Source organism: Sulfitobacter sp. M85 (genome assembly GCF_029285915.1).
GTDB classification, from domain to species: Bacteria; Pseudomonadota; Alphaproteobacteria; order Rhodobacterales; family Rhodobacteraceae; genus Sulfitobacter; species Sulfitobacter faviae.
This window is the reverse complement of sequence record NZ_JABECQ010000002.1, coordinates 86218-101385: the sequence shown is the minus strand read 5'-3', so window position 1 is coordinate 101385 and position 15168 is coordinate 86218. Positions and strand designations below refer to the sequence as shown.

15 protein-coding genes and 1 pseudogene are annotated in these 15168 nt (G+C 63.9%); 5 read left to right on the top strand and 11 right to left on the bottom strand.

The window, feature by feature from the left end; translation table 11 throughout:
• Positions 1-2: 2 nt before the first annotated feature.
• The 5 genes and pseudogenes from HKX24_RS04300 to HKX24_RS04280 form a co-directional block, all read right to left on the bottom strand.
• Positions 3-796: pseudogene (locus tag HKX24_RS04300) on the bottom strand (extensin family protein).
• On the bottom strand, positions 793-1713 hold the full coding sequence (locus tag HKX24_RS04295) for a prephenate/arogenate dehydrogenase family protein (RefSeq protein WP_067262228.1): 921 nt from the start codon (positions 1711-1713) through the stop codon (positions 793-795). The pseudogene HKX24_RS04300 and the gene HKX24_RS04295 overlap by 4 nt, the downstream one beginning before the upstream one ends.
• A complete protein-coding gene (gene hisC / locus HKX24_RS04290) occupies positions 1713-2795 on the bottom strand; it encodes a histidinol-phosphate transaminase (protein WP_271693052.1) in 1083 nt (360 codons plus the stop codon). The genes HKX24_RS04295 and hisC overlap by 1 nt, the downstream gene beginning before the upstream one ends.
• Positions 2796-2976: 181 nt before the next feature.
• The gene (gene rpsD, locus HKX24_RS04285; protein ID WP_271693051.1) at positions 2977-3597 is read right to left on the bottom strand and encodes a 30S ribosomal protein S4; all 621 of its coding nucleotides are present in this window, start codon (positions 3595-3597) and stop codon (positions 2977-2979) included.
• A 170-nt stretch (positions 3598-3767) separates the two neighbouring features.
• Positions 3768-4337, bottom strand: a complete 570-nt coding sequence (locus tag HKX24_RS04280) for a DNA-3-methyladenine glycosylase I (RefSeq protein WP_271693050.1) — start codon at positions 4335-4337, stop codon at positions 3768-3770.
• Positions 4338-4442: 105 nt separating this feature from the next.
• On the opposite strand from HKX24_RS04280, the gene HKX24_RS04275 reads away from it, so the two are divergent.
• The 3 genes from HKX24_RS04275 to phbB all read left to right on the top strand — a co-directional run bounded on the left by HKX24_RS04275 (position 4443) and on the right by phbB (position 7422).
• Entirely contained in the window at positions 4443-5285 is an 843-nt protein-coding gene (locus HKX24_RS04275; protein WP_271693049.1) for an EAL domain-containing protein, read from the top strand.
• A 163-nt stretch (positions 5286-5448) separates the two neighbouring features.
• Positions 5449-6624 (top strand): acetyl-CoA C-acetyltransferase, encoded by a 1176-nt coding sequence (locus tag HKX24_RS04270; protein WP_209218288.1) that lies wholly within the window; start codon positions 5449-5451, stop codon positions 6622-6624.
• A 75-nt stretch (positions 6625-6699) separates the two neighbouring features.
• Complete coding sequence (gene phbB, locus HKX24_RS04265) at positions 6700-7422, top strand: acetoacetyl-CoA reductase (protein ID WP_271693048.1); 723 nt, start codon at positions 6700-6702, stop codon at positions 7420-7422.
• Positions 7423-7582: 160 nt separating this feature from the next.
• Here the strand turns inward: phbB and HKX24_RS04260 are convergent, their stop codons facing one another.
• The 3 genes from HKX24_RS04260 to HKX24_RS04250 form a co-directional block, all read right to left on the bottom strand.
• A complete protein-coding gene (locus HKX24_RS04260) occupies positions 7583-7747 on the bottom strand; it encodes a DUF465 domain-containing protein (RefSeq protein WP_082852182.1) in 165 nt (54 codons plus the stop codon).
• Positions 7748-7847: 100 nt separating this feature from the next.
• The gene (locus HKX24_RS04255; protein WP_271693046.1) at positions 7848-8615 is read right to left on the bottom strand and encodes a methyltransferase domain-containing protein; all 768 of its coding nucleotides are present in this window, start codon (positions 8613-8615) and stop codon (positions 7848-7850) included.
• Positions 8612-8827 carry a DUF2007 domain-containing protein gene (locus HKX24_RS04250; RefSeq protein ID WP_040700850.1) on the bottom strand — a complete coding sequence of 72 codons (216 nt, stop codon included), beginning with the start codon at positions 8825-8827 and terminating at the stop codon, positions 8612-8614. Before HKX24_RS04250 ends, HKX24_RS04255 begins: the two co-directional genes overlap by 4 nt.
• Before the next feature lie 55 nt (positions 8828-8882).
• On the opposite strand from HKX24_RS04250, the gene HKX24_RS04245 reads away from it, so the two are divergent.
• On the top strand, positions 8883-9881 hold the full coding sequence (locus HKX24_RS04245) for a polyprenyl synthetase family protein (RefSeq protein WP_271693045.1): 999 nt from the start codon (positions 8883-8885) through the stop codon (positions 9879-9881).
• Here the strand turns inward: HKX24_RS04245 and HKX24_RS04240 are convergent.
• The 3 genes from HKX24_RS04240 to HKX24_RS04230 form a co-directional block, all read right to left on the bottom strand.
• The gene (locus HKX24_RS04240) at positions 9878-10750 is read right to left on the bottom strand and encodes a 4-(cytidine 5'-diphospho)-2-C-methyl-D-erythritol kinase (RefSeq protein WP_271693044.1); all 873 of its coding nucleotides are present in this window, start codon (positions 10748-10750) and stop codon (positions 9878-9880) included. The two genes, HKX24_RS04245 and HKX24_RS04240, sit on opposite strands and share 4 nt — an antisense overlap.
• Positions 10747-12456, bottom strand: a complete 1710-nt coding sequence (locus tag HKX24_RS04235) for a tetratricopeptide repeat protein (protein ID WP_271693043.1) — start codon at positions 12454-12456, stop codon at positions 10747-10749. Before HKX24_RS04235 ends, HKX24_RS04240 begins: the two co-directional genes overlap by 4 nt.
• 163 nt (positions 12457-12619) lie before the next feature.
• Complete coding sequence (locus HKX24_RS04230; protein WP_271693042.1) at positions 12620-14272, bottom strand: electron transfer flavoprotein-ubiquinone oxidoreductase; 1653 nt, start codon at positions 14270-14272, stop codon at positions 12620-12622.
• Between the two features lie 365 nt (positions 14273-14637).
• Between HKX24_RS04230 and greA the strand changes: the two genes are divergently transcribed.
• The gene (gene greA / locus HKX24_RS04225) at positions 14638-15108 is read left to right on the top strand and encodes a transcription elongation factor GreA (RefSeq protein WP_067268537.1); all 471 of its coding nucleotides are present in this window, start codon (positions 14638-14640) and stop codon (positions 15106-15108) included.
• Positions 15109-15168: the final 60 nt, after the last annotated feature.

Sequence of the window (15168 nt, the reverse complement as noted above, 5' to 3'; positions counted from 1 at the left end):
GCTTAGCGGCAGTAGCTACCACTGCGATAGCGCGCCGTGTCGAAGTGAAAGTGGTCTTGGTGAAAGCGGTCCGCCTCTGGTCCCAGCACCGTGCCAAACGGCCCGCAGGCGCCCCGGTGCATCCGTCGCAAAGCCGCGCTGCTGCGCCGCGCGCGCCAGCCCTTCAACAGGCTGATCGCGCTGCCGTCCGCCAGCTCAAACCCGGAAATGTCGATCGCGCGGCCCTTGCCATGTTCGGAAATCTTACCCCCCTTGCGGTTGTTCCGCGTCCGGCAGGCGTAATGCGCGGCGACCTTGAGCTCCTTCAGCCCGCCGCCCTGCCCCGCCAAAGCTGGCACCGCCGATTGGCGCACCCATGTGTTCAGCGCCTTTGCCGTGGTGCAATCCATCACCGCCGCGGTGCTGAGCCGGATGCCCGAGACCGAGCGTATCTTGACCGCATTCTCAACCCCGCAACCGTTGATCCGGCCCGGCACCCGGCCCACCCGCGTGCCCTGTATCGCCAGATCGCCGCAGACCGCGCCCTTGGCCAACATCCGCTGCCGCGCACGGGCGGCCTGTTCGACCTTTGCACTGCGCAGGGTGGGACGGAGCGATGCTTTCATCCCCTGCCCGCCCTCGGCGGCGGCACGGGCGGCGGGGTCACGTTCGGGCGGGCGATCGCGCCGCCGGGGGCGACGCTGACCGGCAAGCTATCCCCCTGCTGACGCGCCACGGGGCGCTCAGAACTGTCCGGCCCCGCAGCCAAGGCGATTTGCCCCAGCATGATCAGCGGCAGGACAGCCCAGCCCCTCATGACTTGGGCGCGCCCCGGCCAAAATCGGGCGCGTCGGTATCCTGCCCCGCCTCGATGATGCCGCGCCGGATCGCGCGGGTACGAGTGAAATAGGCGTGCAGATGATCGCCGTCGCCGGTCCGAATGGCGCGTTGCAGGGCGAAAAGCTCTTCGGTGAAGCGGCCAAGGATTTCCAGCGTCGCGTCCTTGTTGGTCAGAAAGACATCGCGCCACATCGTGGGATCACTCGCCGCGATCCGGGTGAAGTCGCGGAAACCGGCGGCGGAATACTTGATCACCTCGCTGTCGGTCACCCGGCGCAGATCGTCGGCGACGCCCACCATCGTATAGGCGATGAGGTGCGGCGCGTGCGAGGTGACGGCCAGCACCAGATCATGGTGTTCGGCATCCATCTCCTCCACATTGGCACCCGCCCCTTCCCAGAGCGCGCGCAGCCGCGCGATGGCGTCTTTGTCGGTGCCTTCCACGGGGACCAGCAGGCACCAGCGGTTGTCGAAGAGCTCGGCAAAGCCGCTGCGCGGGCCGGAATGCTCGGTCCCCGCCAGCGGGTGGCCGGGGATGAAATGCACGCCGTCGGGCAGATACGGCCCCACCTGCGCAATCACGTCGGCCTTGACCGAACCCACATCCGTCACCGTGGCACCGGGTGCGAGATGCGGCGCGATCTCGGCGGCCACGGCGCCCATGACGCCCACCGGCACGCAGAGCACCACCAGATCGGCGCCCGCGACAGCCTCGGCGGCACTGTCGCAGACCCGGTCGCAGAGGCCGATCTCGCGCGCCGTGGCGCGGGTCTCGTCGCTGCGGGCATAGCCGGTGACTTCGCCCGCCAGACCGCCGCGCTTCATCGCCCAGAACAGTGAGGAGGCAATCAGCCCCAACCCAATGAGGGCGACCCTGTCATAGACCTGCGCCATCAGTTGCCCCCTTTGAACTGCCGCACGGCATGGACGACGCGGCGGCAGGCGCTTTCATCGCCCACGGTGATGCGCAGACAGTTGGGCAGGTTGTAGCCCGCCACCCGGCGCACGATCAGCCCTTGGGTCTTGAGGTAGTCGTCACAAGCCTCGGCCTCGGCCTGATTGGCGAAGCGGGCCAGCACGAAATTGGCGAGCGAGACGTCCGAGGGCACGCCGATCTCGGCCAGCGCATCGGCCAGCCACGTGCGCCAGCGGGCGTTCTCGGCCCGGCAATGGTCGGTATAGGCGCGGTCGCGCATCGCCGCCTCGGCGGCGTTGAGTGCGGCCTGCGACAGGTTGAAAGGACCGCGCACGCGGTTCAGCACGTCGATCACATGGGCTGGCCCATAGCCCCAACCGATGCGCAGCCCGCCCAGCCCGTAGAGCTTTGAGAAGGTGCGCGTCATCACCACGTTGTCGCGGCGGTCCACCAAGGCGGCGCCGCCGTCATAGCCCTCGACATATTCGGCATAGGCCCCGTCGAGCACCAGAAGCGCCTGCGGCGGCAGGGCTTCGGCCAGACGTTCAAGCTCGGCCAGACCGATCATCGTGCCGGTGGGGTTGTTGGGGTTGGCGATGAACACCAGCCGCGTCGCCTCGGTGCAGGCGGCGAGGATGGCATCGACATCGGTCACCCGCTCACGCTCGGGCACCTCGACGGGCGTAGCCCCCGCGGCGAGGGCGGAAATGCGGTACATGGCAAAGCCGTGCTCGGTGTGCACGACCTCGGTGCCCGGACCGGCATAGGCTTGGCAGAGAAAAGCGATGATCTCATCCGAACCCGCGCCGCAGATGATCCGCTCGGCATCGAGGTCCAGCACCTCAGCAATGGCGGCGCGCAGGGCGCTATGGTCGGAGGATGGGTAGCGATGCAGGTCATAGGCCGCGCGACGATAGGCTTCGACGGCGGCAGGGCTGGGCCCCAGCGGGTTCTCGTTCGAGCTGAGCTTGACCACATTCTCAAGGCCCGCGACATGCGCCGCACCCCCTTGATAAAGGTCGATCTCCATAATGCCCGGTTGCGGTGCGATCTGTGTCATCTCGCTCTCATCCTCACGCTACTGCCGCCCTTCTATCGGGGGTGTCGCGGTGATGCCAGAATCATTCTGCATCCTCGGCGCCAGCGGACAGGCTGTTGCCCTGCTGCCGCCGCCCTGCGCAAAAAGAAAAGGCCGCGCGGTTTGCACCACGCGGCCTTTGGTATTCGACAGGCGAAGAAGCTTAGTTCTTCGCGTAGAATTCCACGACGAGGTTCGGCTCCATCACAACCGGGTACGGCACGTCGCCGAGGCTCGGTGTGCGCACGAAAGTCGCGGTCATTTTTGAGTGGTCACACTCCAGGTAGTCCGGCACGTCACGCTCGGGCAGTTGCACGGCTTCGAGAACCGAGGTCAGCTGCTTGGAACGGTCACGCACTTCGATCACGTCACCCTCTTTCACGCGGTAGGAGGGGATGTTGACCTTGCGGCCGTTCACTTTGACGTGGCCGTGGTTCACGAACTGGCGTGCAGCGAAAACTGTCGGCACGAACTTGGCGCGGTAGACAACGGCGTCCAAACGGCGCTCGAGCAGGCCGATCAGGTTCTCACCGGTGTCGCCCTTGACGCGCTCGGCTTCGCCGTAGATGCGGCGGAACTGCTTCTCGGTCAGGTCGCCATAGTAGCCCTTGAGCTTCTGCTTGGCGCGCAGCTGGATGCCGAAGTCCGACATTTTGCCCTTGCGGCGCTGGCCGTGCTGGCCGGGGCCATATTCACGACGGTTCACCGGGGACTTCGGACGGCCCCAGATGTTTTCGCCCATACGGCGGTCTAGTTTGTGCTTGGCAGCTGTGCGTTTTGTCACGGCTGATCTCCTTTATAAAGCCCCGAGGGGCGGTAAAGGGCGTTGTCCTTTGGCCGAAGCCCGACAGGCTTCCCCTTGCGGGGTCCACCAACACCAATGAAGGGGCGCTTATACGGGGCCATGGCGGGGAGTCAACGGGGGATTTTCGGCGAATTTGATCCGCCCCGCCCCTAACGTGCCATCGCAGCGCAGGGCGCGTGGCGGTGACAGGTCAGGATATGATCGTTCACCAGCCCGCAGGCCTCCATCCAGGCATAGGTGATCGTCGGCCCGCAGAACTTGAAACCGGCTTTCTTCAAGTCTTTGCTCACCTGCTCGGACAAGGCCGTCTTCGGCGGCACCTCGGCCTGTGTGGCAAAGCGGTTTTGCAGCGGTTTGCCATCGACATAGCGCCACATGAAGGCGTCGAACCCCTCGCGCGCCTCCAACTCCTGCCAGGCCCGCGCGTTGGTGATGGCGGCCTCGATCTTGCCCCGGTGGCGGATGATGCCCGGATCACTCAGCAGGCGCAGCACATCCGCCTCGCCCCATTCGGCGATCTGATGCGGGTCGAACCCGGCAAAGGCCGCACGGAAATTATCGCGTTTTTTAAGGATCGTGATCCAGCTCAGCCCCGCCTGAAACCCGTCAAGGATCAGCTTCTCCCAAAGCGCGCGGCTGTCGTATTCGGGCACGCCCCATTCGGTGTCATGGTAGGCTTGGTAAATCGGGTCATCCCCGGCCCAGTCACAGCGCTGCATCTTCGGCCCCCCTCTGCGCGATCCACCGCGGAAATCGCCGCCGATTAAGACCGTATTATCACCTTTGCGCCCATACCAATTGCAGGACAGCAAGAGAGTACCGCCGTGCCCCGTCGATTCCAACGCCCTTTCGCCGACGTTCCCCCCGGTGGGGACAGCCCGCTGAACCATGCGGTGATGCAGCGCGATGCCGCGACGCTTGAAATGGTGCGGGAGGCTGTGGCCCATCGCCAAACGCTGCTGGCGTTCCAGCCCGTCATGCTGGCCAGCGATCCGACAAATATCGCCTTTCACGAGGGGCTGATCCGCCTGCTTGATCCTACGGGTCGCGTGATTCCGGCCAAGGATTTCATGCCCGCGATCGAGGACACGGATACCGGGCGGCAGGTGGATGTTCTGGCCCTGCGCCTGGGGCTGAACGCGCTGCACCACCATCCCGGCCTGCGGCTGTCGATCAATATGTCCGCCCGCTCCATCGGGTATCAGGAATGGACTCGCGTCTTGCGCCACTGGCTGGCCCGCGACGCGACCTTGGGCGAACGGCTGATCCTTGAGATCACGGAAAGCTCTGCCATGATGGTCCCGGAACTGGTGACAAGCTTCATGAACCAGTTGCAGCCTCACGGCATCTGCTTTGCCATGGATGATTTCGGGGCGGGGCAAACGGCGATCCGCTATTTCAAGGATTTCTACTTTGATGTCCTGAAGCTTGACGGGCAGTTCATCCGCGGCATCGCCACCAACCCCGACAACCGCGCCCTGACCGCCGCACTGATGTCCATCGCCACGCATTTCGACATGCTGACCGTGGCCGAATGCGTGGAGAACGCCGCCGATGCGGCGGTGCTGACCGAGATGGGCGTCGATTGCCTGCAAGGCTACCACTTCGCCGCGCCAACCACCCGGCCCCCATGGCTGAATTTCGACCGGGTGCGGGCCACCGGCTAGGCCCGCGCGGGCAGGCCGCCGGGGCTGCGGCGGCGGGCTGCCTGCTCAGTTGCCGCATTGCAGCGCATCCGCTATCACTACCTCAGAGGGACGGGAGCGCCCACGCCCGACGATGGCGCGTGTCGGTGTGCCCCCGCCCAACAAGGTAGAGGAAAGTCACATCATGACCAATGTCGTCATCGCATCCGCCGCCCGGACCGCCGTGGGCAGTTTCGGCGGAGCGTTCGCCAATACGCCCGCCCATGACCTTGGTGCCGCCGTTCTGAAAGAACTGGTGGCCCGCGCCGGGGTGGACCCGTCCGAAGTCTCCGAGACCATTCTGGGGCAGGTGCTGACCGCCGCCCAAGGTCAGAACCCGGCGCGTCAGGCGCATATCAACGCAGGGCTGCCGAAAGAGAGCGCAGCTTGGGGCATCAACCAGGTCTGCGGCTCGGGCCTGCGCGCCGTGGCGCTGGCGGCCCAGCATATCCAACTTGGTGACGCGAACATCGTGGCCGCTGGCGGGCAAGAGAACATGACCCTCAGCCCCCATGCGCAAAACCTCCGCGCGGGCCAGAAAATGGGCGATTTGCAGTTCATCGACACGATGATCCGCGACGGTCTCTGGGATGCGTTCAACGGCTACCACATGGGCCAAACCGCTGAGAACGTGGCCGAGAAATGGCAGATCAGCCGTGACCAGCAAGACGAATTCGCCGTCGCCTCGCAAAACAAGGCCGAAGCCGCGCAGAAGGCTGGCAAATTCGCCGATGAGATCGTTCCCTTCACCATCAAGACCCGCAAGGGCGAGACGGTCGTCGACCAGGACGAATACATCCGCCACGGCGCCAATATCGAAGCGATGCAGAAGCTGCGCCCGGCCTTCACCAAGGACGGCTCCGTCACCGCGGCCAATGCCTCGGGCATCAACGACGGTGCGGCAGGTGCGCTGCTGATGAGCGCGGATGAGGCCGAAAAGCGGGGCATTCAGCCGCTGGCGCGGATCGCCTCCTATGCCACCGCCGGTCTCGACCCGTCGATCATGGGCGTCGGCCCCGTCTATGCATCGCGCAAGGCGCTGGAGAAAGCCGGTTGGTCGCCCGAAGACCTTGATCTGGTGGAAGCCAACGAAGCCTTCGCCGCACAGGCCTGCGCCGTGAACAAGGAAATGGGCTGGGATCCGGAAATCGTGAACGTCAACGGCGGCGCCATCGCCATCGGCCACCCCATTGGTGCCTCGGGCGCGCGGGTGCTCAACACCCTGCTGTTCGAAATGCAGCGCCGTGACGCCAAGAAAGGTTTGGCGACGCTGTGTATCGGCGGCGGTATGGGTGTTGCCATGTGCCTAGAGCGCCCCTAAGACTAAATCGGCGCGCAACTTTCTTGCGCGCCGATACATGCATTTGCAAGAACATTACCTTGAGGGAGGGATTACATGTCACGCATCGCTTTGGTCACCGGGGGAAGTCGCGGGATTGGCGCGGCCATTTCGACCACGCTGAAGGACAAAGGCTATACCGTCGCCGCCACCTATGCCGGCAATGACGAAGCCGCCGCGAAATTCACCGAAGAGACCGGCATCGAGACCTACAAATGGAACGTGGCAGATTACGACGCCTCCAAAGCGGGGATCGAACAAGTCGAAGCCGAGCTTGGCCCCATCGAGGTGGTGGTCGCCAATGCGGGCATCACCCGCGACGCGCCCTTTCACAAGATGACCCCCGATCAGTGGAATGAAGTCATCGCCACCAATCTGACCGGCGTCTTCAACACGATCCACCCGGTCTGGCCCGGCATGCGCGAACGCAAGTTCGGGCGCGTCGTCGTGATCTCTTCGATCAACGGGCAAAAGGGTCAGTTCGCGCAGGTGAACTATGCCGCGACCAAGGCGGGCGATCTGGGCATCGTGAAGTCATTGGCCCAAGAAGGCGCCCGCGCAGGCATCACGGCCAATGCCATCTGCCCCGGCTATATCGCGACCGATATGGTCATGGCGGTGCCCGAAAAAGTCCGTGAAAGCATCATCGCGCAGATCCCCGCCGGGCGGCTGGGAGATCCCGAAGAAATCGCCCGCGCGGTGGCCTTTCTCGTTTCCGACGATGCGGGTTTCATCAATGGCTCGACGATCTCTGCCAATGGGGCGCAATTCGTCGTCTGACGGGACGATGTTCTGGAAATTTAATGGGCCAGTCTTTTCCAAAGACTGGCCTTTTTAATGGGAAAACAGAACCCGACTGCGTCCTTTACCAGCCGTCCAGCCTGCCGCCCCGCCAGAGCGGAACGACAGCGATCAAAAACGCCGCATTCCGCGGCGAGGGTCAGCTCGACAGGCGGCTAATCTCCTCTTTCAAACGCAGTTTTTCCTTCTTCATGGAAGCCACTTTCAAATCGTCCATACCGGGGGCGCGTTGCGCGGTTTCCACCGCCTCACTCATCGCCTGATGCTTGCGCTTCAGGGTGTCCAGATGTGCGTTCAAAGCCATACAATCCTCCATGATTGGTGTGTAGAATTTCAGTGGACCACAGCGCGACCCACAAGTCACGCGGCACCGCAGCATAGGGGTGAAGTTGGTAAAGAAACGCTTAAGAAGTAGGATAGACCAGCGGCGCCCCCCGGCGCAGGACCGCTTCGATTTCCGGCACATAGCTATCGCCGTCCCCCTCATGCCGCGCGCCACGGTGCATGACAAAGCTGTGATAGAGCCGAAAAGCACCGCGTCCGTTCTTGCGCGCACGCAAAAGAATCAACTCCGGCATCCTTCCCGCGCGCGAGGCGAGCGGCAGCACCTCGACCGATCCCATCTCATGCGGCAGCGCCGCCAGAATCTCGGGCAGCCGTTCGGCGCGATGGATAAAATGCGCCTGCCCTTTGGGCTTTAGCCGCCGCGCGGCGGTGCGGACCCATTGTCGCAGGGGCGTCGCCTCACCCAAGGCCGTCTCGCGCCCGGGATCGCGGGACTGGACCGAGGCGGCCCGGTCGAAATAGGGCGGATTGGCAAGAACGTGGTCAAATTGTCGCTGGCGCAGATGCAGGGGCATCTCGGTCAGATCAGCCTCCACCACCTCCAGCGCCGCGCCGCCATTGCGCCGCGCCAGTTCGGCATAGGCGGGTTGCAGCTCACAGCCCGTCAGCGTCAGCCCCGGCACCCGCGCCCCCAGACAAAGCACCGCCGCACCGGCCCCGCAGCCAAGCTCCAACACGCTTTGCCCTGCCTTGGCCTCGATGCTCGCGGCCAGCAAAACCGGGTCCACCCCGGCACGATAGCCCCGACCCCGGCGCGGCTGCCAGAGGTGCAGCTTGCCGCCGAGGAAAGCGTCGCAGGTCAGGTCGTCTTCGGTGAAACGGGTCACAGCCCCAGCGGAATCTCATTGTCGCGCATCACCCGCAGGGCGGCGTCATGGTCATCAGGATGCACCATCAGGCGGCGCGGGAAAATCCCGATGCCTCCTTCGAGCACGCTCATGTTTACGTCCATTTCAAAGCAGTCTATATCCTCCCCCCTGAGAAGGGCGGTGGCAAAGGCGATGATGGTCATGTCGGTGCTGCGCAAAAGTTCCTTCATATCAAAGATGTAGAGCCGGATCACCGGCATGTCGAGCGGGACGCGGGAAATGATGATGAAAAGTGATGCAACGGGCAAACCGCACGACCGCATGGCGGCCTATCTAAGCGATGATATGGCGGCGGTCAGCGCCCTGATCCGCGAGCGGATGGCGTCGAAACACGCGCCCCGCATCCCCGAGGTCACCGCCCATCTGGTTGAGGCGGGCGGCAAGCGCCTGCGCCCGATGCTGACGCTGGCCGCGGCCCGGATGTGCGGCTATGACGGGCCCTATCACGTCCATCTGGCCGCCACGGTTGAGTTCATTCACACCGCGACCCTGCTGCACGACGATGTGGTGGACGAAAGCGCCCAACGGCGCGGGCGGCCCACGGCGAACCTTCTGTGGGACAACCAGTCGTCGGTGCTGGTGGGGGACTACCTCTTCGCCCGCAGCTTCCAGTTGATGACCGAGCCGGGCTCGATGCCCGTCATGCGCATCCTGTCGAACGCCGCCGCGACCATCGCGGAGGGGGAGGTGCTGCAACTGACCGCGGCGCAGAATCTGGCCACGGATGAACAGGTCTATCTGCAAGTCGTGCGCGGCAAGACGGCGGCGCTCTTCTCAGCCGCGACTGAGGTGGGCGGCGTGATCGCCGATGCGCCGGAGGATCAGGTCACGGCGCTCTATGACTATGGAGACGCCCTTGGCATCGCCTTCCAGATCGTCGACGATCTGCTGGATTATCAGGGTGATACAGGGGCCACGGGCAAGAACGTCGGTGACGATTTCCGCGAGCGCAAGCTGACCCTGCCGGTGATCAAGGCCGTGGCCAAGGCCGACGAGGATGAGCGCGCCTTTTGGACCCGCACCATTGAGAAGGGCAAACAGGAAGAGGGCGACCTTGACCATGCGCTGATGCTTTTGGCCAAACACGACACGCTCACCGCGACGCGGCGCGATGCCTGTGACTGGGCGGAGAAGGCCAAAGCGGCGCTTGCCCCCCTGCCCGACCACGAGTTGAAAGACATGTTGATCGATCTGGCCGACTACGTCGTCGCCCGGATCAGCTAAGCGGCCAAGATCGGCGCGGCGGCGACCCACCATTGCGGCGCGGCCTTGGCGATGCGATGGGCGGCGGCTTCTGCCTGCGCTGCCGTGGCGTAGAGGCCGAAACAGGTCGCGCCCGAGCCGGACATCCGCGCCAGCGCCGCATCGCTCAGCGCCTCCAGACAGACCCCGATGATCGGCTCCCGCGCGATGGCGGGGGCGGCAAGGTCGTTGCGCTGCGCGGTCAGAAATTCGATGAAATCGGAAAAGCCCGCGAACTTCGGGATCACCTCCGGCATCGGCGGCTGGTTCTTGTCGCTGAGCGCCGAGAAGACAGCGGGCGTCGGCACATCGACACCAGGGTTTACCAGCACCATATGGCAAGGCGGCAGCGCGGAGAGCGGCGTGAGGACCTCCCCCACCCCCTGCATCCGCTGCGGGCCGCGTGTCAGACAGACCGGCACATCTGCCCCGAGCTGCGCCGTCTCTTCGGGCAGCGGAACGCCCCAATGCGCCGCAAGCAGCTCCAAGGCCGCCGCCGCATCGGCAGAGCCGCCCCCGATCCCCGCCGCTGCGGGCAGGTGTTTCTCAAGATGCAGTGCGGCGCCACGGCCCGCGCCTGCGTCCAGCATCTCTGCCGCGCGCAGGACAAGGTTGCGCACATCGGTCGGCACCCCTTCGGCCCGCGGGCCGCTGACCGTCAGGGTCAGATCATCCGCGGCAGCCACACACAGCCGATCGCCCACACCAGCCCGCACCACCAGCGAATCCAGCAGGTGATAGCCGTCGGCCCGCTGGCCGGTGCAATGCAGGGTCAGGTTCACCTTGGCCCAAGCCATCCGCGACGCCGCAGCGCCGGGGTCGGCGGGCGCCCCATCCTTCGAAAGGCTCATTCGTCCGCAGCAACCTTGAGCGGGGCCGCGCCCTCTTCGGCCAGCACGGCATCGAGCCCCACTTCCAGCTTGCGGCGCATCCGCTCGGGGTCGGCCTCCGAATCCGCATCCGTCAGGTCAACGAAAGAGAGCGCCCGGCGCCACTGGAATTCGGCCTCGCGCTTGCGGCCCACGGCCCAGTAAACATCCCCGAGGTGATCGTTCACCACCGGATCGACCGGCTCCAACTCGACCGCGCGTTCCATCTGCTCTACCGCCTCATCGTAGCGGTCAAGGCGGTAAAACACCCAGCCCAGCGAATCGACGATATAGCCACTGTCGGGGCTGGCGGCGACGGCGCGTTCGATCATCTCTAGCGCCTCGTCCAAGTTGCGCTGCTGTTCGACCAGCGAGTAGCCGAGGTAGTTCAACACCTGTGGCTGTTCGGGGTTCAACTCAAGTGCGGCGCGGAAATCGGCTTCGGAGCCTTCCCAATCGCCGCTGCGTTCCTTGGCGATGGCGCGGGCGTAGAACAGCACCCAGCGGGCGCGGGCGGTTTCGGGCGTTAGCGCGAGCGCTTGGTCGTAGGAGGCGATGGCCGCCTCATAGTCCTCTTCGGCCCGCAGCATATCGCCTAGCGTGGAATGCACCACGGCCAGATCACCATGGCTGCGCGCGAGCTGTTCCAGCACTTCGATGGCCTGCGCGGTCTTGCCCGAGCGACGCAGCGCATCGGCGCGGCCCAGTTCGGCGGCGTGATAGGCCGGGCTGTCGGCAGGCAGGGATTTATATTCGGCAATCGCCAGATCATGCTCGCCAAGGTTCTCCAACAGGCTTGCCGTCAGCAAAAGCGCATCAACATGGTCCGGGCGCAGGTAACGCGCGATGCGCGAATAGAGCAGAACGTAATAGTCCCCCGCCGCCTCATTGCGCAGCACGGCGGCGAAGGTGAAAAACACCTCGGCCATGCCCGCTTGGGCGTTGGGCATATGGCTGAAGGGCGCGGGCGTTTCCTGCTGCAAACCTTCGATGAGCCGCGCGATTTCAGGATCGCTATCCGTGCCAAAACCGTCAGAGAGCACGGCCAGCGCATCCTCGCTGCGCCCCAATTGGCCAAGGATCTCGGCATGGGCCATCACGCCGCGCCGGGTCTGGCCTGCGGCCCCTGCCTCACCACTGGCAAAGATCGCCTCCGCCCCTTCGAAGTCGCCCACGCTCGCCAGCGCGAGGGCCTTGTGATACATCACGAAGCCCTGCATCCCGGCCTCTTCGCTCAGGCTGTCGAAAGCCTTTATCGCGGCGGTTACATCGCCCGCCCCCATATGCGCCCAAGCCTGCACCAGCCCGCCGACCCAAGGGCCGATGGCCGAGGTATCGCGTTCAAGCAGGGCCATGTAATCGCCCTCTTTCGCCAAGGCGGCCACGAGGGTCATCTCGGCCACCTGGCTCTTGGTGCCGAGGGTGATCATATTGCGTGCCAGCGGCAGCGCCTTGTCCACCCGCCCGAGCGAGAGATAGGACAGCACCGCGCTTTCCATCAGTTCGATGTTCTTAGGGTCCCGCGCCAGCGCTTCGGTGTAATAGCGCGCGGCCTCGGGGTAGTCGCTGTTCACGGCAGCATGACGCCCCGCCAGATAGGGGCCCGCGACCGATTGCGCCATCAGCGGCGCCGACAGGCCGATGCAAAGCGCCGCAACGCTGGTGAAACCTAGGACATTCCGAAACATGCAAACCGCCTCATATCGCTTTGCTCGCAGGCTATCATCTTCGTGCCGGGGCGCAATGGCGGGGCGGTGATGTCGCCCATGGCCGACAGGTTTTCGCCGAAAAGACGAAAAAGACCGACACGCCTGCGCGTGCCGGTCCTTTAATTGCGCCTTTGGCGATGGCTCACATATTCGGGTAGTTCGGCCCGTCGCCGCCCTGCGGGGTGGTCCAGACGATGTTCTGCGTCGGATCCTTGATATCGCAGGTCTTGCAATGCACGCAGTTCTGGAAGTTGATCTGGAACCGCGTCTCGCCGGTTTTGTCATCCTCGACGAACTCGTAAACCCCCGCCGGGCAATAGCGGGCCGAGGGGCCCGCGTATTTCGGCAGGTTCACCTCGACCGGAATGTTCGGGTCTTTCAGCTTGAGATGCGCAGGCTGGCTTTCCTCGTGATTGGTAAAGGAGAAGGCCACATTGGTCAGACGGTCAAAGCTGAGTTTGCCATCGGGTTTGGGGTAGTCGATCTTCTTGTGCTTATCCGCAGGCTCGGTCGCTTCGGCGTCCGATTTCCCGTGCCCGAGCGTGCCCAAGAGCGAGAAGCCGAGCGTGTTGGTCCACATGTCAAAGCCACCAAGCGCCAGCGACGCGGTGAGCCCGTATTTCGACCACAGCGGTTTCACGTTGCGCACCTTCTTAAGGTCCGTCGCGATCGGCCCTTCACGAACATCGGTCTCATATTCGGTCAACTCATCGCCGCCACGGCCCGCTTGGATCGCCGCATAGGCCGCCTCTGCCGCTGCCTTGCCCGAGAGCATGGCGTTGTGGTTGCCCTTGATGCGCGGCACATTGACCATGCCCACCGAACAGCCCAGCAGCGCCACGCCGGGGGCCACCATCTTGGGCATCGACTGATAGCCGCCCTCGGTGATCGCCCGCGCGCCATAGGCCACGCGTTTGCCGCCTTTGAGCAGTTCGGCCACCATCGGGTGATGCTTGAACCGCTGGAATTCCATGTATGGGAAGACATGCGGGTTCTTGTAGCCGAGGTGAACAACGAAGCCGACGTAAACCTGATTGTTCTCAAGGTGATAGATGAACGACCCGCCGCCCGCATTGCTGTTGAGCGGCCAGCCCATTGTATGGGTCACGGTGCCTTCTTTGTGCTTGGCGGGGTCGATCTCCCAGATCTCTTTCATGCCAAGACCGTATTTCTGCGGCTCTTTGCCCTCATCCAGCCCGTATTTCGCAATAACCTGCTTGCTGAGGCTGCCGCGCACGCCCTCGGAGAGGAAGACATATTTGCCGTGCAGCTCCATGCCCGGCTCATAGCTTGGGCCGGGGGTGCCATCGGCCTGACGCCCCATCTCACCGGCAACAACGCCTTTGACTTCGCCATTCTCGCCGAAAACCAGTTCCGAACAGGCCATGCCGGGGAAGACTTCGACGCCCAGTTCCTCGGCCTGTTCGGCCATCCAACGGCAGACATTGCCCATCGACACGATGTAGTTGCCGTGGTTCTTCATCAGCGGGGGCATCGGAAACTCGGGGATGCGCAGCTTGCCCGCCTCGCCCAGCAGGTAAAAGTTGTCTTCCTTCACCGGCACGTTCAGCGGCGCGCCTTTTTCCTTCCAATCGGGGATCAGCGCGTCCAGCCCGCAGGGGTCGAGCACCGCGCCCGACAGGATATGCGCGCCGACTTCCGAGCCCTTCTCCAGCACCACGACATTGCAATCGGCATCCAACTGCTTGAGCCGGATCGCAGCCGACAGGCCAGCAGGCCCGGCGCCGACGATCACAACGTCATATTCCATCGCTTCGCGTTCAATCTCGGCCATTTTGGTGCTCCCTCACGGCAAATTCGGTTTGGATTTGGCTAAACCACCGCCGCGCGCAATGCAATCGCGACCCTGCGTTTATTGCGCAAAACGTGGGCTCCACGACATAACATGACGCGCGACCTTGCGGATCGCCGGCTCTTCCCCCTTGAGGTAGTGCTGCCGCGCCCGGTTTCACCACTCAAGCGCTGCGGCCCGCACGGCGAAAACGGGACCGGATTGACGGCAGTCAACCGCCGATCCCGGGGCCGTTAGCCCCTTGCAATTGGCGGGCAGTTTGGGTCAGGTATCTGCCAAGTTAACACGCAATTGGCCGCCCCCCGGCGAAAACCCGGGTGCGGCCCTCATTATGTAGGCACACCGCCATGGAAAAAATCCCGATGACCCGCGACGGTCACACCGCGCTCGAAGTCGAACTCAAGCAGCTTAAAACGGTTGAACGCCCCGCCATCATCAAGGCCATCGCTGAGGCGCGTGAACATGGTGACCTGTCGGAAAATGCCGAGTATCATTCCGCCAAGGAAAAACAGTCTTTCATCGAAGGCCGCATCAAAGAGCTTGAGGGCGTGATCTCGCTCGCCGATGTGATCGACCCCAAGAAACTGTCGGGCTCGATCAAATTCGGCGCCACGGTGACGCTGGTCGATGAGGACACGGACGAAGAGAAAACCTATCAGATCGTTGGCGAATATGAGGCCAATATCGAAAAGGGTCTTTTGAACATCAAATCCCCTATCGCGCGCGCGCTGATCGGCAAGGAAGAGGGTGATTCCGTCGAGGTGCGCACCCCCGGCGGGCAGAAATCCTATGAGGTTCTCAAGATCGTCTACGCTTGAACGGGAAAGCTGACATGGCAGAGCCCGACGCTTCCGCATCCCCAGAGCAAGTCCCCCGCG

Coding starts and splice junctions, on each gene's coding strand:
- HKX24_RS04295 (WP_067262228.1), bottom strand. CDS start 1,713: ATGGCGCAGGTCTATGACAGGGTCGCCCTCATTGGGTTGGGGCTGATT.
- hisC (WP_271693052.1), bottom strand. CDS start 2,795: ATGACACAGATCGCACCGCAACCGGGCATTATGGAGATCGACCTTTAT.
- HKX24_RS04280 (WP_271693050.1), bottom strand. CDS start 4,337: ATGCAGCGCTGTGACTGGGCCGGGGATGACCCGATTTACCAAGCCTAC.
- HKX24_RS04270 (WP_209218288.1), top strand. CDS start 5,449: ATGACCAATGTCGTCATCGCATCCGCCGCCCGGACCGCCGTGGGCAGT.
- phbB (WP_271693048.1), top strand. CDS start 6,700: ATGTCACGCATCGCTTTGGTCACCGGGGGAAGTCGCGGGATTGGCGCG.
- HKX24_RS04260 (WP_082852182.1), bottom strand. CDS start 7,747: ATGGCTTTGAACGCACATCTGGACACCCTGAAGCGCAAGCATCAGGCG.
- HKX24_RS04250 (WP_040700850.1), bottom strand. CDS start 8,827: ATGAAGGAACTTTTGCGCAGCACCGACATGACCATCATCGCCTTTGCC.
- HKX24_RS04245 (WP_271693045.1), top strand. CDS start 8,883: ATGAAAAGTGATGCAACGGGCAAACCGCACGACCGCATGGCGGCCTAT.
- HKX24_RS04240 (WP_271693044.1), bottom strand. CDS start 10,750: ATGAGCCTTTCGAAGGATGGGGCGCCCGCCGACCCCGGCGCTGCGGCG.
- HKX24_RS04235 (WP_271693043.1), bottom strand. CDS start 12,456: ATGTTTCGGAATGTCCTAGGTTTCACCAGCGTTGCGGCGCTTTGCATC.
- HKX24_RS04230 (WP_271693042.1), bottom strand. CDS start 14,272: ATGGCCGAGATTGAACGCGAAGCGATGGAATATGACGTTGTGATCGTC.
- greA (WP_067268537.1), top strand. CDS start 14,638: ATGGAAAAAATCCCGATGACCCGCGACGGTCACACCGCGCTCGAAGTC.